Raw genomic sequence first — 14,439 nt, 5'->3', positions numbered from 1 at the left:
AAATGAAATCAATTATAAAACATACAAATTTTAGTAAAGGCTTATTATTACTTGTTTTTGTATTAGCATTACAAAGTTGTTTTGTTGCGCAAGATTATGCTAGGCCAGAAATAAAAACTGAAATACAGGCTTTATACAGAACCGAAAATTTACCTACAGATAGTATATCTATAGCAGAGGTGTCATGGAAAACATTATTTACAGACCAATATCTTCAAGAATATATAGAAGAAGGGCTTAAAAACAATATGGATGTTCGCATTGCACTTCAACAAATAGTAGCAGCCATGGCTTATGCAAAACAAGGTAAAGCAGGTTATATGCCAACGTTAAGCGTGGGTGGCAATTATACTCGTCAAGAATTTTCAGAAAACAGTCAATTTGGTTCCATATTTAGTGGAGGTTTAGATACTTACGACATTACTGCAAACCTATCTTGGGAAGCCGATATTTGGGGGAAAATACGAAGTAATAAAAGAGCAACTCAAGCAGCATACTTACAAAGTGTTGCTGGACATCAAGTGGTAAAAACGCAGTTGGTTTCTAGTATTGCTAATACTTATTATAATTTATTAGCTCTCGATGCTCAGTTAGAAATTACTAAACAAACCATTTTAACAAGACAAAGCGGTGTAGAAACTATTAAGGCTTTAAAAGATGCAGGGCAAGTAACACAGGTAGCTGTAGACCAAAATATAGCCCAATTCAATAATGCAAAAGCATTACAGGTAGATATAGAGGTTGCGATTTTTAAAACCGAAAATGCATTAAGTATTTTATTAGGTAAATCGCCACAACATTTTGATAGAAGTCGTTTAGATATACAAAATATAAATCAAGACATTGTATTAGGTGTACCAGTAGCATTATTAAGTAATAGGCCCGATGTAATGGCGGCCGAGTATGGTTTAATAAATTCTTTTGAGTTAACTAATGTTGCAAAAAGTAATTTTTATCCGTCTTTAACATTAACAGCTTCAGGGGGTTTACAAAGTTTGCAGTTAGACAATTTATTTAATACCAACTCGTTATTTGCAAATTTAGTTGGCGGATTAACACAACCACTTTTTAATCAACGAAAAATAAAAACGCAAAAAGAAGTGGCTTTAGCACAACAAGAGCAAGCGTTGCTTCAATTTAAAAAGACTCTATTAGTAGCAGGAAACGAAGTGTCTAATGCACTATTTTCATATAAGTCGGAAACCAAAAAGTTTGAGTTTAGAAAAAATGAAGTAGAGGCCTTACGAACTGCAGAAACTAACTCAGACGAGTTACTTAAAAACGGTTATGCTAATTATTTAGATTTATTAACAGCAAGAGAAAGTGTGTTAAATGCCGAGCTTAATATTATTGACAGCCAATTACAACAATTAATATCTATTGTAGATTTATACGAAGCTCTTGGTGGTGGTTGGAGATAATTAATTAAAAAAACAAAATGATAACCAAAGCTCAGTTGTTGCAATATGCCATTACTAAGTTTACTAGATTTGGTAGTAAACATGTAACTTTAGACGATTTAGCAACCGAACTTGGAATATCTAAAAAAACAATTTATACATTTTTTAAAAACAAAGAAGACTTAGTAGCTTGTAGTCTTGAAAGTTTGTTAAGCGAGTATAAAGAAGATATAAATAGGTTGATTGATAGCAATGGTAAAGACCCTATTTTGTGTGTTATATTAATTTACCAAAGAGGGTTTGAGTATTTAAAATATTTTAAACCCTCTTTTTTATTTGGTTTACAGAAATATTACCCTAAAGCCAGTTTGTTGTTTAATAATTTTACAGAAGAGCTATCTACTAAAATAGTACATGGATTGTTAATTCAAGCACAAGAAAATGGGAATATAAAATTAGAGGTTAATATAGCTTTATTTACAAAGATATATTTCTTTAGAATTGATAATTTAGTTTTTAAAAGTAATAATTTATTTGAGTTATACCCAAAAGATAAGCTATTTAAACATCTAGTTGTTTATAATTTAAAGGGGATAGTTACAAGTAAATATTCTAATTCTTTTTTCTAATAGATTGATTATTTTTACACCATGAAAAAAGATATTGAAATTCCAAAAGTAGAGGGTGTTTATGTAGCCGTTGTTAATGAGTATAATGATGTTTACAAAACTCAAGACTGGAATGCTTACATTATTAATGATAAAACGGTAGATTTAGATCTTGTAATTATTGTAACAAGCGGTTATTCTAAAAATAAAACAACTTCGGTTTTTAGAAAACGATTAGATAAATTACCTAAAAAAAGCTATGCTAAAATAGAGCTAATGCAAGAAGATTTATTTGCCTTAAATAATACGTTTAAAGTATCGTTTTTTGAAGGAAATACGATGTTTGATAAAACGTACTTGTTTAGAAAAAATACAATTAACCTAAATGCATTACAGCCAATTCCTTTAATGAAAGCCAAAGGCGTTTTAGTAAAATAAAATGCCTTAGCTAATGGTTGCGTTAAGGATTGAGCAATTGTTGGAGCTCCTCAAAGAGAGCGACTTGCGAAAGCCTGACCTGTAAGGGAACGCCCAATGTAAAATGTATTATACTAATCTAATTTATCGGTTAATTTTTTAAAAACCTTTTTTGGATTTTTGTTGTCGTATAAAATCTCATAAACAGCATGAATAATAGGGATTTGAGATTTTTTCGCACTTTTTTCATGTAATAAAAGTGCGTTTTTGGTAGCGTAATACCCTTCGGCAACCATGTTCATTTCCATTTGTGCCGATTTTACTGTGTAGCCCTTACCAATCATGTTTCCAAACATTCGGTTTCTAGAAAATATGGAGTAGCCAGTTACTAATAAGTCGCCTAAATAAGCCGAGTTATTAATGTTTCGTTTCATTTTATGTCGTTTTTTAATAAAACGCTTCATTTCACGAATGGCATTACTCATTAATACACTTTGAAAATTATCGCCATAACCTAAACCATGTGCTATTCCTGCTGCAATAGCATAAATATTTTTTAGCATGACAGCATATTCTACACCTATAATATCGTCGCTGGTTTTTGTTTTTATATAATCGCTAGAAAGGGTATTGGCAATATTTTTGGCTTTTTCGGTATCTGAACACGAAATGGTTAAGTATGATAAACGCTCTAAAGCAACCTCTTCGGCATGGCATGGGCCAGCAATTACTGCAATATTATCAAAAGGTATTTTGTAGGTTTTATGAAAATGTTCGCCAACTAAAAGCCCTGTTTCTGGCATAATACCTTTTACCGCAGATACTATAGTTTTGTTTGAAATGTCTACGTTTAGTTTTTCTAACTCTGAATGTATAAAGGCAGATGGTATAACAAATATTAAAACATCGGCATAATTAGCAATTTCGTTAATATCATTGCTTAATTTTAATTGCTCTAAATGAAACTCAACCGAACTTAAATAATTAGGGTTGTGCTGCTCCCTTATTAAATGCTCTTTAGTATATACACTTCGCATGTACCAACCTATTTCATCTAAGTTTTCGCAAAGCATTTTTACAATAGCTGTAGCCCAACTACCGGCCCCAAAAACCGCATATTTTAAAGGTTTATCCATAGATTTTAAATCGTTTTCAGGCTCAAAAATACATAAAATATTAGTCATTGTATTGGTACATATTCCTTTTTTGGCACGCGTTTTGAAACAACCTAAGTAACAACCCTAAAAAGTTATATTATGAAAACTATAAAATTACTTTCAAGTTTTGCTTTATTAGCAACCCTTTTTACATCGTGTTATACAGAAGTGGTGGTTGATGATTTTAATGATGCGCCTTTAATTTCTGTAAACCAACTATTAAACTCGCACGAGCTATGGTATGTCGATATAAATAGTACTTTAGGCTATGGCGAAACGCCATTTTTACAAAAGGCATTTACGGTATCTTTTAGAAATGGTATTGTTTATGCAAATAATAATATTGCTGGGTTAGGTGCTAATGGAAATGGTTATGGTATAGATGTTGGCGAGTATGATGCTTATAATATGATTTTAGATGTACAGCATGATATTGATGGGTTTTCTACCTTTGATGTTTATCAAGTAGATAATAATACCATAGAGTTATACAACCCTAATAACGATACTTCATATTTTTTAGATGGCTACCAACGTAGTAATTTTGATTACGATTTTGTGTTTTACGATAATATTCATTATTTCCTGCAAGAATATGAAGCTTGGGAAAAAACATATACAAGCGATTTTGGCGCTTTAAACGAGTTTGACAACGAAAACTATTTACAATTTCTAGCTGGAGGAAACGACTCGACTTTTAAAAGCTCGCAAGACGAAAACGGACTTAATGCTAACAATATTTATTGGGATTATACCGGAATATATGGTGTAGGAAACATTTCTGGAAATGAGTATTTAAAAACTTTAACATTAGATTATGATTCTCCAGACAATGAATATTTTGAATTGAGCGTTATAAATGATAGTAAGATAGAATTGTTTCACCCATCATCTGAAACTGTTTATGAGTTTGAAGGTAGAGGATATATTCAGTATTTAAAATCTGAAAACAAAACGAAAGGAAAAAATACGCAAACAGATAAGAAGCGTAAGTTTAGAAAAAATAAAGTAGTAAATCCTAGAGAAAATACTAGGAATTAGAAAAAATTTAAAATGAATTAGTTTCACAAAAATTTTGGTTGGTTATTTAGTTTAGAAACCGTTTAAAACGTATACGTTTTAGGCGGTTTCTTTTTTGTATAACATTAATTGTGACTTATTTAGGTTTTTTGTGTCTTAAAAGTGTTAACCCTTAAAACAAATTATAAAAATGGGATTATTTTCATTTATTAAAAACGCAGGAGCAAAAGTATTTGGTATTGGAAAAACCGATGCCGAAGAAGCAAAAGAGGCTGCAGAAAAAGCTGCTGCAAAAGAATTAAAACTAGAAGAAGCTGCTGCTAGAAAACTAGAAGAGACTATTGTTAATTTGCAACTTGAAGTAAAAGATTTAAATGTTTTTATTGATGATGATGTAGCAACCATAACAGGTTTAGCATATAATCAAGCAACAAAAGAAAAAGTGGTTTTAGTTGTAGGTAACTCAAATGGAATTGCAACCGTTGATGACCAAATGACTGTTGAGCATGAAGAGCCTGTAGCTCAATTTCATACTGTTGTAAGTGGAGATACTTTAGGTAAAATTGCAAAAAATTATTATGGTAATGCTATGAAATACCCAGTTGTTTTTGAAGCAAATAAGCCAATGCTTACAGATCCAGATAAAATATACCCTGGGCAAGTATTAAGAATCCCAGCACTAGATTAGAACATGAGAACCTAATTAATAGCAAATTAATTATGTTATGTTTAAGCCAACTTTTTAAGTTGGCTTTTTTTATGCTGTTAATTTTAATGGTAATATTTTTTACTACCTATAAAAATTCATTTCATCTAAATATTCCCAAACATTTTTGGGTAACATAGGCTCTATGTTTTTCCCTTCTTTTATTGCTGTACGAATAAAAGTAGACGAAAGCTGCATTATAGGTGCATTTACAAGATGTATTTTGTCATGACCATCAAAAGGAATCTCTGCTTTATTATCTGAAATTCGCGGATATACATAAATATGATGGTTTTCTAGAATAACATTGTAGTTTTTCCACTTATGGAAACTCTTTAAGTTATCTTCTCCCATAATTAAAGCAAACTCGTGTTTAGGGTATTTTTCTTGTAAATGAGCTAATGTGTTTACTGTGTAGTTAGGTTGTGGTAAATTAAACTCAATATTGCTTGCTTTAAGCTTGGTATAATCTTTTGTAGCTTGATATACCATTTCTAAACGTTGATAGTTATCAAGCAAACTACTTTTCTTTTTAAATGGATTGTGCGGTGTAACTACAAACCAAATTTGGTCTAAATCGCTATATTCTGCCATGTGGTTTGCTATAACCAAATGCCCTATATGTATAGGGTTAAAAGAACCAAAATATAAACCAATTTTCATTTTTAAATATTAAGATTTTATAAAAGCATTAACCTTTTTTTCTGCTTCGTTAAGGGCTTTTTCTAAATCGTCATTAACAATAATAGTATCGAATAAAGGAGCGGTTGCTAATTCTGCTGATGCTTTTGCTACACGCATATTAATTTTATCGGCACTTTCGGTTTTTCGTTTTTTTAATCTAATTTTTAATTCGTCAATACTAGGTGGTTTTACAAAAATAGCTAATGTTTCTTCAGGAAATTTTCGCTTTATTCTAAGTCCGCCAGACACATCAATATCAAAAATAACATTTTTACCTTTTGCCCAAATACGTTCTACTTCGGTTTTTAAGGTGCCATAAAAATTATCGCGATACACTTCTTCCCATTCTAAAAAAGCATCACTTTTAATGTTGTTTTTAAAATCTTTTGCCGAAAGGAAATAATAATCTTTTCCGTGTACTTCTTCACCGCGTTTTTCTCTGGAGGTTGCCGAGATTGAAAACTCTAAATTTAAATGTTCTTTGCCTAATAAATGTCTTACTATAGTTGTTTTTCCAGAACCAGACGGCGCAGAAAACACAATAAGTTTGCCTTTTGTTTTGTTTGTTTTAGTCACACTAATTTATTTTTTAATTAAAGCACATTCAATAATTGTTCCTTAATTTTTTCTAACTCGTCTTTCATTTGTACAACCAGTTGTTGCATTGGTGCGTAATTGCTTTTAGAGCCAATAGTATTAATTTCTCTTCCCATTTCTTGGCTAATAAACCCTAATTTTTTACCGTTAGAATCTTTAGAGTTTATAGATTCTGTAAAATAGTTTAAATGGTTTTTTAAACGTACTTTTTCTTCAGTAATATCAAATTTTTCAATGTAATAAACCAGTTCTTGCTCAAATCTATTCTCGTCGTATTTTTCTCTTAATTCTTGAACTCCTTTTAGTAATCGCTCACGAACACCTTCAATACGTTCAGGATCCATAGCAATTACTTGTTCTAGTATTGTATCTATAGCAATAATGCGCTTATTAAAATCGGTTTCTAATACTTTGCCTTCGTTTAATCTATGGTTGTTTAAATCTTTTATTGCATTTTGTACTTCGGCCTCAATAGATTTCCATTCGTTTTCATCAATTTCTTCTCTTACAGTATTTAAAGCATCAGGAAAACGAACAGCCATTTTAAGTAAATCTATATCATTACCATTAACAACTTGTTTTAATTGTTTAATATATTGTTTAACAACGGGTGTATTAATTTGGGTTGATGTATCTTCGGCTGTAGTTTCAACATAAATAGAAAAATCTATTTTACCTCGAACTAATTTGTTTGCTAAAATTTTTCTTATAGCCAATTCTTTTTCTCTATAAACAGAGGGCATTCTGGCATTTAAATCTAAATTTTTACTGTTTAAAGATTTTAGCTCGATGGTTATTTTTTTTGTTGGTAGCTGTAAAACAGATTTTCCGTAACCTGTCATAGAATATATCATAAACGCATGTATTAAAGTTATGCAAAGGTAATTAAAACCTTAACATAAGAAAGTTATAGATAATATGTTAAAAAAAATACTTTAAATATAATGTTTGGGTAGTAATACATTAATTAAATACTTTTATGGGCATAAAAAATATGAAAAATGAGTAAAATTAAAAGTTTAGCTTTAGTGTGTTTTAGCTGTTTAATTGTGTTTACATGTAAAGAAAAAAAGGTTGAAACTAAAACTGAAGAGGCAAAAACGGATAAGGAAGTAGTAAGTAAAATTACTCAAGAACAAACAGATAAATTAATAGCTAACCCTCCAGAAGGTATGCTTTGGGTTCCAGGAGGAGCTTTTTTGCAAGGCGCAGTACCGCAAGATAAAACAGCTATGAAACATGAAAAACCACAGCATGCCGTTTCGGTTGATGGTTTTTTTATGGATATTACCGAGGTAACCAATGCAGCCTTTAAAAAATTTGTAGACGAAACAAATTATGTAACAGTTGCCGAGCGCGCTATAGATTGGGAAGTAATGAAAAAACAATTGCCAGAAGGTACGCCAAAACCTCATGATAGTATTATGCAACCAGGGTCGTTAATGTTTAAAAAAACAAAATCGACTGTTCCTAATTTATACGATTTTTCACAATGGTGGCGTTGGGTAATTGGTGTAAATTGGAGACACCCAAGTGGGCCAGATAGTAATTTAGAAGGTAAAGAAAATCATCCTGTTGTTCATATTAGTTTTGAAGACGCACAAGCTTATTGTAAATGGGCAGGTAGACGTTTACCTACCGAAGCCGAGTGGGAATATGCCGCTAGAGGAAAAAAAACGAGCAGTATATATTTTTGGGGTGATGATAGGTCTAAGCTTTCAAAAATGGTAAATAGTTGGGAAGGCGAATTTCCTGTAAATAACACCTTAGAAGATGGTTTTGAAAGAACTGCACCTGTAAAATCATATCCGCCAAACGATTTTGGATTATATGATATGGCTGGTAATGTTTGGGAATTTGTGTCCGATTGGTATAATGTTAATTACTATAAAACCCTTAAGGATAGCAATAAAGAAATTATAAACCCTCAAGGAGCAGATAAGGCATATAACCCAAGTCAACCTTATTTACAAGAAAAAATAATTAAAGGCGGATCTTTTTTGTGTAGCGATTCGTATTGTGCTAGTTATAGAGTGTCTTCTAGAATGGGAACTAGTATAGACTCTTCATCTGAACATGTTGGATTTAGAACCGTGGCAACTCTAGATATGTTAGTTAAATAACTATAAAGGAAGGTTTATTTATAAAAAAAGGCTTTAACAAATTAAGTTAAAGCCTTTGTACTCAAGGTGGGAATCGAACCCACACTCTCGAAAGAACTGGATTTTGAATCCAGCGCGTCTACCAATTCCGCCACTTGAGCTAAAATAGGACAGCAAAAATATAGTTTTTTTCGATATTTAGTATAAAAAATAGCTTCCAATATACTTTTTAGGTAAAAATAAATGTCTAAATTTGCACCTCGTAAAAAAAAACAGACTATAAACACTATAACACAACTAGTTAACTATGGCCGTTGTAAATACTGAAGCAAAAATTTTTGCATGTACACAAAGTAAAGTTTTAGGCGATAAAATTGCTAAAGCTTTTGGTGCTGAATTAGGAAATGTTATTACCTCTACATATAGTGATGGCGAGTTTCAGCCATCTTACGAAGAGTCTATTAGAGGAACAAGAATTTTTATTATAGGTTCTACAAATCCTGGTCCAGAAAATTTAATGGAAATGCTGTTAATGATTGATGCTGCAAAGCGAGCATCAGCAAGACATATTACGGCTGTTTTACCATATTTTGGTTGGGCAAGACAAGACAGGAAAGATAAGCCAAGAGTACCAATTGCTGCAAAATTAGTCGCAAAAATGCTTGAAGCAGCAGGAGCAACTCGAATAATAACAATGGATTTACATGCAGATCAAATTCAAGGTTTTTTCGAAAAGCCTGTAGACCATTTATTTGCATCAACTATATTTTTACCTTACTTAAAAAGTTTAAATTTAGACAATTTAACTATAGCTTCTCCAGATATGGGAGGTTCTAAAAGAGCCTATGCATACTCAAAAGCCTTACAAAGCGATGTGGTAATTTGCTATAAACAACGTGCAAAAGCAAACGTTATTTCCCATATGGAGTTAATAGGTAATGTTGAAGGGAAAAATGTTGTTTTAGTTGATGATATGGTAGATACAGCAGGAACCTTAACTAAAGCTGCAGATTTAATGATGGAGCGAGGTGCGCTTAGTGTAAGAGCTATTTGTACTCACCCAATATTATCTGGTAAAGCTTACGATAATTTAAACAACTCAAAATTAGAAGAGTTAATCGTTACAGATTCTATTCCAGTAAAACCATTAAGTAATAAAATTAAAGTTTTAAGTTGTGCAGATTTATTTGCAGAGGTTATGGATAAAGTGCATAACAACCAATCTATAAGTTCAAACTTTGTAATGTAAATAACACTTAAAGCAAAAAAAGAGTATTAATTAAATTATATATAAAAATGAAATCAATTACAATCAACGGATCTCAAAGAGAAAGCGTGGGCAAAAAAGCAACAAAAGCCTTACGTAATGCTGGTCAGGTTCCTTGCGTATTATACGGAGGAGACAAGCCAGTGCATTTCTCTGCACCAGAATTAGCTTTCTCAAAACTTGTATACACGCCTAATGCGCATACAGTTGTGATTGAGCTTGACAATGGAGTAACTTTAAATGCAGTACTTCAAGATATTCAATTTCATCCTTTAACAGATAGAATTTTACACGTAGATTTCTATCAATTATTTGAAGATAAGGAAATTGCATTAAACATTCCTGTACAACTTGTAGGTAACTCAAGAGGTGTTAAAAATGGTGGTGTTTTAAGAAGAAATAACAGAAAATTACGTGTTAAGGCTTTACCTGCTAACTTACCAGATTTTATCGAGATTGATATTACACCTCTTAAAATTGGAGACAAAGTAGCTGTAGGTGAATTGCCAAGTGAAAATTATACTTTCTTACATTCTGATAACATGGTTGTTTGCCAGATTAAAACATCTAGAACAGCAGTTGCAGATGAAGATGAAGATGAAGAAGAAACTGAAGGAGCAGAAGCACCAGCAGCAGAAACTCAAGAATAGAAACAACACTCTATTAAATAATATAAAGCATTCTGATTTATTCAGGATGCTTTTTTATTTTTACAAAAAAGAAGCTTTTTATGTGTCGTTTTTTAGGTTATATATTTAAAAGAAAAAAAAGTGTGTTACACATAGAAGAAAAAGATGTTATGAAGAAATTTTTAATTGTAGGTTTAGGAAATATAGGCGAAAAATATGAAAATACACGCCATAATATAGGTTTTAAAATATTAGATTATTTTGCTGCTCAAGAAAATTTAACTTTCGAAACTCAAAAACTAGGCGATGTAACTACTTACAGATTAAAAGGAAGGACGTTTATATTTTTAAAACCAAGTACCTATATGAATTTAAGCGGAAAAGCAATTCAGTATTGGTTAACAAAAGAAAAAATTCCTTTAGAAAACCTATTGGTTATTACAGACGATTTAAACTTACCATTTGGAAGCATACGTTTAAAAACAAAAGGTAGCGATGGCGGCCATAATGGTTTAAAAGATACCCAGAATGTGCTTAACACAACAAAATATAATCGTTTTAGGTTTGGTATAAGCGATGCTTTTAGTAAAGGTAGGCAAGTAGACTATGTTTTAGGAGAATGGACTGCCGATGAAAGTAATAAACTTAAAGAGCGTTTAGAAAAATCGGTTGAGCTAATTAAATCCTTTGCGTTAGCAGGGGTTAGTAATACAATGAATACATTTAATGGAAAATAAAAGGAAGGCTTTAGCCTTCCTTTTATTTTTATTCAATTATAATTTTTTTGGTCGATTGGCGTAAGCCATCACTAACGCTTAAAATGTACATACCAGATTGTATGTTTAATACATTTATAGTTTTTTCAAAATCACCACCTTCATTATAGCTATTTTTGTAAACCACTCTACCTCTTAAATCAAGCAATTGTATATTTAATTTACTTGTTAAAGATGCATTTAATTTAATTGTAAACTCACCTTTATTAGGGTTGGGGTATACAACAAAATTATTAAAACCAAATGTTTGTACAGATAGTGTTGGCATAACGTTAAGAGCATAATCTTCAACCTCGCCATCAAAGCTATTTTCACAAGCGCCTGGTAGTCCATCGTCTTTATATTTAGTAGAAATACGCATAATTGTAGTTCCTAAAACAGCATCATTTGGAATGGTAATAGAAAGCGGAGAGTTACCTGTTTCTCCATCTGCATTATTATATGCGTCACCTAGGTTGTATTCTTCATTAACTTCAAACTCACAATTTTGGTTCCAGTCTATCCATGCTTTAGTATTAGTTACATAAGCGCCATCTGTAGGATCTGTATTTACTCTAACCGTTAAACTATAATTGCTTTCTCGGTTTACATTGGTTGGAGATGATGTGTAATTTGAATACCCCGATGGTGATTTAGCTGAGGTTTGATTAATTGTGTTAAATTGTACAAATGTAGTACTTGTTTGGTAGTCTGTATTTCCTGCCGAGGCACACATACTGTTATAAAAAGGAAAATCTATGTTTTTGTTTTTAATTTTAGATGTTGCTGTTCCTGTAATTGTTATGTTGTAATTGTTAGGTGCAACACCATCTAAATTACTTATGGTCATAGTAACTGTTCCAGAAGTACTTCTGCTTGTTGGCGAAAATGTTGCGGTTCCAGCACCAGGAATTCCAGAGGCGCTAAATAATGTATTTTCAGAAAAACCATTGGCGGTAACATAATCAAAATTATACGTAACTGTAGTTTCTCCACAATTAATGGGGGTTAAAGTTTCATTTACAATATAAAAATCTGGTTCTGTAGAAATAGAAAAATTAAAGTCGGAAACATCGTAAAAAATATTATCTGCAGCTTCAATTAAAATTCTTGCATTATTGGTATTGGCTTGAGCAGGTACTGTATACATAAAAGAACCATCGTTAGGTGTTCCAGAAGCAATAGTGGTAGGAAATGTAACTCCCCCATCTGTAGATAGTTTAATATTTACAGTTTGGCAATTTATAGTAGTTACATTGGCAGATTGCCCAACAACCCATTCTATATTTTGAGTAGAACCTTGTGGCCAAGAAACAGGATTTACAACTTTAAACGGATCCGTACTATTTACTGTTATTACCATTTGATCAACATCTGTCTGTCCGCCTCCATTTGGGCCTACAACATCGTTATCACGAACAGTTAAAGCAAACGTCATAGTTCTATTAACTGCAGGTATTTTTTCCCATGTTGTAGAACCTCCGGTAGCTATATAGTCTGCAAATCTAGGAATGTTTCTAACAGGGTTTGTTGTGCCTTCAAACGAGCGTACTAAAGGTCCAGTTGCGTTATTTTCTGCTGGTAATCCAGATGGTCCTAAATCGTATTGTTCCCAAGTGTATGTGTGTCCTGCGGTACCGTTGGGGTCGGTAGAGCTTCCAACTAATTTAAAAGCTGTAGAGATAGGAATTGTATAATCTGGTCCAGCATTTGCAACAGGAGCATTGTTAGATAATGTTGTTTTTACTCCACAGGTGCTAAAACCTGTAGTTATGTTATCCCAAATCATTTGTATGCTTTTTTGATGAAAGTAAGCATCGCTTCTAGATTGTACATTTTGCGGGGCACAAATACCAGCATAAGCCATAATGGTACTTCCGCTACCAGGCTCGTAAGCATTACTTGCTGTTCTGTTAGTTCCTGCGCAGTTTCCTGTGTCTCCGTTAAATGTGTGAGGCGCACCAAATTGATGCCCTATTTCATGAGCCACATAATCAATATCATAAGCATCACCAACTGGCGATGATAACCCAGTAATACCTTTGGCTTTTCTGCCAGTTACACACGGCGAACTTAAAGAGGCTAAACCGCCGCCGCCAGTACTAAAAGTATGCCCAATATCATAACTAAAAGGTGTTGCGGTTGCAGCAGCATCAATTTCGGTTTGACTTTCATCTATTAATAATTCAGCATCATCATTCGTAAAGTTATCTGTATCTATAAAAATAATATTCGTATTATCTACTAAAACCATTTTAATGGCTAAATCTCTCTGAAATATGGTATTTACACGGTTAATTGTTACTACCATGGCAGCTAATACCGCAGCTTTTTTATCGGCAATATCATCGCTAGCTGTTAATCCTGCGGCTTGCCAATGAAATTGAGAGTATTCTATAGTTGATGCTAAAGCGAGCTTGAATGTTCTTAAATTACTATCGCTTGCATTTTTAGAAAGCTTAGTGTTTTTACTTGTTTCTTTAGCTAAAGTTATGTTGTCTGGAACAAAGCATTGAAACTCTTTTTTTAGCGCAGGTAAATCGCCTTTGTTATAAACTATATAGGTGTTGTATTCAGAATAAGGATCAATAAATTGAGTGCCTGTTTTTGAAGAAAGTGTTATAGCATGTAACCCTTGCGGTGTAATACTAAAACTAATTATTGATGATGGTGTTTTTATGTTTTTACCAATATAAGTGCGAATTTCTGGGTGTTTACGTTGGTATTCGGTTTCTAATATTGATGATTCTATGACTTCAAAACTATTAAACTCTCCTTCGCTATTAGGAAACTCAATAATGGTTGGAGTTTTTCCTTTTTTAGAGGCAGATTTTGCATTTATATTTAAAGTGTTTTTTAATTTATCAATATTCAGTTGGAAGTAAACCGATTTTGTAGGCTCGGTTTTTCTTAAAAACGGTTTTCCTTTAAAAGCTTCATTTTTAGAAATTTTAGACCAAATTCCAGAATTATTTTGAGCAGAAATTGATGTGAAAATACACAGAAATACTAAAAAATTAACGAGGTTTTTTATTGTAAAAGTTCTCATAACAATAGATTTTTCTTTTTTAAGGCTTGCTAAAAATAGGCTGTTAAA

Annotated in this window: 14 protein-coding genes and 1 tRNA gene; 9 read left to right on the top strand and 6 right to left on the bottom strand. The window is 32.2% G+C overall.

Annotated elements, in window-relative coordinates; genetic code table 11:
• Window positions 1–2: 2 nt before the first annotated feature.
• From ACNG5D_RS11190 to ACNG5D_RS11180, 3 genes are read left to right on the top strand one after another with little or no spacing between them, the layout of a single operon-like run.
• The gene (locus tag ACNG5D_RS11190) at window positions 3–1,421 is read left to right on the top strand and encodes an efflux transporter outer membrane subunit (RefSeq protein WP_418183608.1); all 1,419 of its coding nucleotides are present in this window, start codon (window positions 3–5) and stop codon (window positions 1,419–1,421) included.
• Window positions 1,422–1,438: 17 nt separating this feature from the next.
• Window positions 1,439–2,029, top strand: coding sequence for a TetR/AcrR family transcriptional regulator (locus tag ACNG5D_RS11185; RefSeq protein WP_418183607.1), 591 nt, complete (start codon window positions 1,439–1,441; stop codon window positions 2,027–2,029).
• A 21-nt stretch (window positions 2,030–2,050) separates the two neighbouring features.
• Window positions 2,051–2,446 (top strand): hypothetical protein, encoded by a 396-nt coding sequence (locus ACNG5D_RS11180; RefSeq protein WP_418183606.1) that lies wholly within the window; start codon window positions 2,051–2,053, stop codon window positions 2,444–2,446.
• A gap of 113 nt (window positions 2,447–2,559) precedes the next feature.
• Here ACNG5D_RS11180 and ACNG5D_RS11175 read toward each other — a convergent pair whose 3' ends face one another.
• A complete protein-coding gene (locus ACNG5D_RS11175) occupies window positions 2,560–3,561 on the bottom strand; it encodes an NAD(P)H-dependent glycerol-3-phosphate dehydrogenase (protein ID WP_418183784.1) in 1,002 nt (333 codons plus the stop codon).
• Between the two features lie 120 nt (window positions 3,562–3,681).
• Here ACNG5D_RS11175 and ACNG5D_RS11170 point away from each other — a divergent pair, with 120 nt between their 5' ends.
• Both ACNG5D_RS11170 and lysM read left to right on the top strand, forming a co-directional pair.
• Window positions 3,682–4,623 (top strand): nicotinic acid mononucleotide adenyltransferase, encoded by a 942-nt coding sequence (locus ACNG5D_RS11170; protein WP_418183605.1) that lies wholly within the window; start codon window positions 3,682–3,684, stop codon window positions 4,621–4,623.
• Window positions 4,624–4,792: 169 nt separating this feature from the next.
• Complete coding sequence (gene lysM / locus ACNG5D_RS11165) at window positions 4,793–5,290, top strand: peptidoglycan-binding protein LysM (RefSeq protein WP_418183604.1); 498 nt, start codon at window positions 4,793–4,795, stop codon at window positions 5,288–5,290.
• Window positions 5,291–5,392: 102 nt separating this feature from the next.
• Here the strand turns inward: lysM and nadD are convergent, their stop codons facing one another.
• The 3 genes from nadD to ACNG5D_RS11150 are packed head-to-tail and all read right to left on the bottom strand — an operon-like array spanning window position 5,393 to window position 7,443.
• A complete protein-coding gene (nadD, locus tag ACNG5D_RS11160) occupies window positions 5,393–5,971 on the bottom strand; it encodes a nicotinate (nicotinamide) nucleotide adenylyltransferase (protein ID WP_418183603.1) in 579 nt (192 codons plus the stop codon).
• A 9-nt stretch (window positions 5,972–5,980) separates the two neighbouring features.
• Complete coding sequence (gmk, locus tag ACNG5D_RS11155) at window positions 5,981–6,568, bottom strand: guanylate kinase (protein WP_418183602.1); 588 nt, start codon at window positions 6,566–6,568, stop codon at window positions 5,981–5,983.
• Window positions 6,569–6,585: 17 nt separating this feature from the next.
• Window positions 6,586–7,443 carry a YicC/YloC family endoribonuclease gene (locus ACNG5D_RS11150; RefSeq protein ID WP_418183601.1) on the bottom strand — a complete coding sequence of 286 codons (858 nt, stop codon included), beginning with the start codon at window positions 7,441–7,443 and terminating at the stop codon, window positions 6,586–6,588.
• Window positions 7,444–7,590: 147 nt separating this feature from the next.
• On the opposite strand from ACNG5D_RS11150, the gene ACNG5D_RS11145 reads away from it, so the two are divergent.
• Entirely contained in the window at window positions 7,591–8,712 is a 1,122-nt protein-coding gene (locus ACNG5D_RS11145; RefSeq protein WP_418183600.1) for a formylglycine-generating enzyme family protein, read from the top strand.
• Between the two features lie 58 nt (window positions 8,713–8,770).
• Here ACNG5D_RS11145 and ACNG5D_RS11140 read toward each other — a convergent pair.
• A tRNA-Leu gene (locus ACNG5D_RS11140) sits at window positions 8,771–8,852 on the bottom strand.
• Between the two features lie 146 nt (window positions 8,853–8,998).
• Between ACNG5D_RS11140 and ACNG5D_RS11135 the strand changes: the two genes are divergently transcribed.
• From ACNG5D_RS11135 to pth, 3 genes are all read left to right on the top strand, one after another.
• Window positions 8,999–9,940: a ribose-phosphate pyrophosphokinase gene (locus ACNG5D_RS11135; RefSeq protein ID WP_418183599.1), complete on the top strand. Its 942-nt coding sequence runs from the start codon at window positions 8,999–9,001 to the stop codon at window positions 9,938–9,940.
• Window positions 9,941–9,987: 47 nt separating this feature from the next.
• Window positions 9,988–10,608 carry a 50S ribosomal protein L25/general stress protein Ctc gene (locus tag ACNG5D_RS11130; RefSeq protein WP_418183598.1) on the top strand — a complete coding sequence of 207 codons (621 nt, stop codon included), beginning with the start codon at window positions 9,988–9,990 and terminating at the stop codon, window positions 10,606–10,608.
• 80 nt (window positions 10,609–10,688) lie between these two features.
• Window positions 10,689–11,324: an aminoacyl-tRNA hydrolase gene (gene pth / locus ACNG5D_RS11125; RefSeq protein WP_418183597.1), complete on the top strand. Its 636-nt coding sequence runs from the start codon at window positions 10,689–10,691 to the stop codon at window positions 11,322–11,324.
• A gap of 28 nt (window positions 11,325–11,352) precedes the next feature.
• On the opposite strand, the gene ACNG5D_RS11120 is transcribed toward pth, so the two are convergent.
• Window positions 11,353–14,391, bottom strand: coding sequence for a reprolysin-like metallopeptidase (locus ACNG5D_RS11120; RefSeq protein ID WP_418183596.1), 3,039 nt, complete (start codon window positions 14,389–14,391; stop codon window positions 11,353–11,355).
• Between the last annotated feature and the right edge of the window lie 48 nt (window positions 14,392–14,439).

It is taken from the genome of Algibacter ulvanivorans, assembly GCF_048381495.1.
Lineage (GTDB): Bacteria > Bacteroidota > Bacteroidia > Flavobacteriales > Flavobacteriaceae > Algibacter_B > Algibacter_B ulvanivorans.
This window is presented reverse-complemented; position numbering and strand designations above follow the sequence as displayed.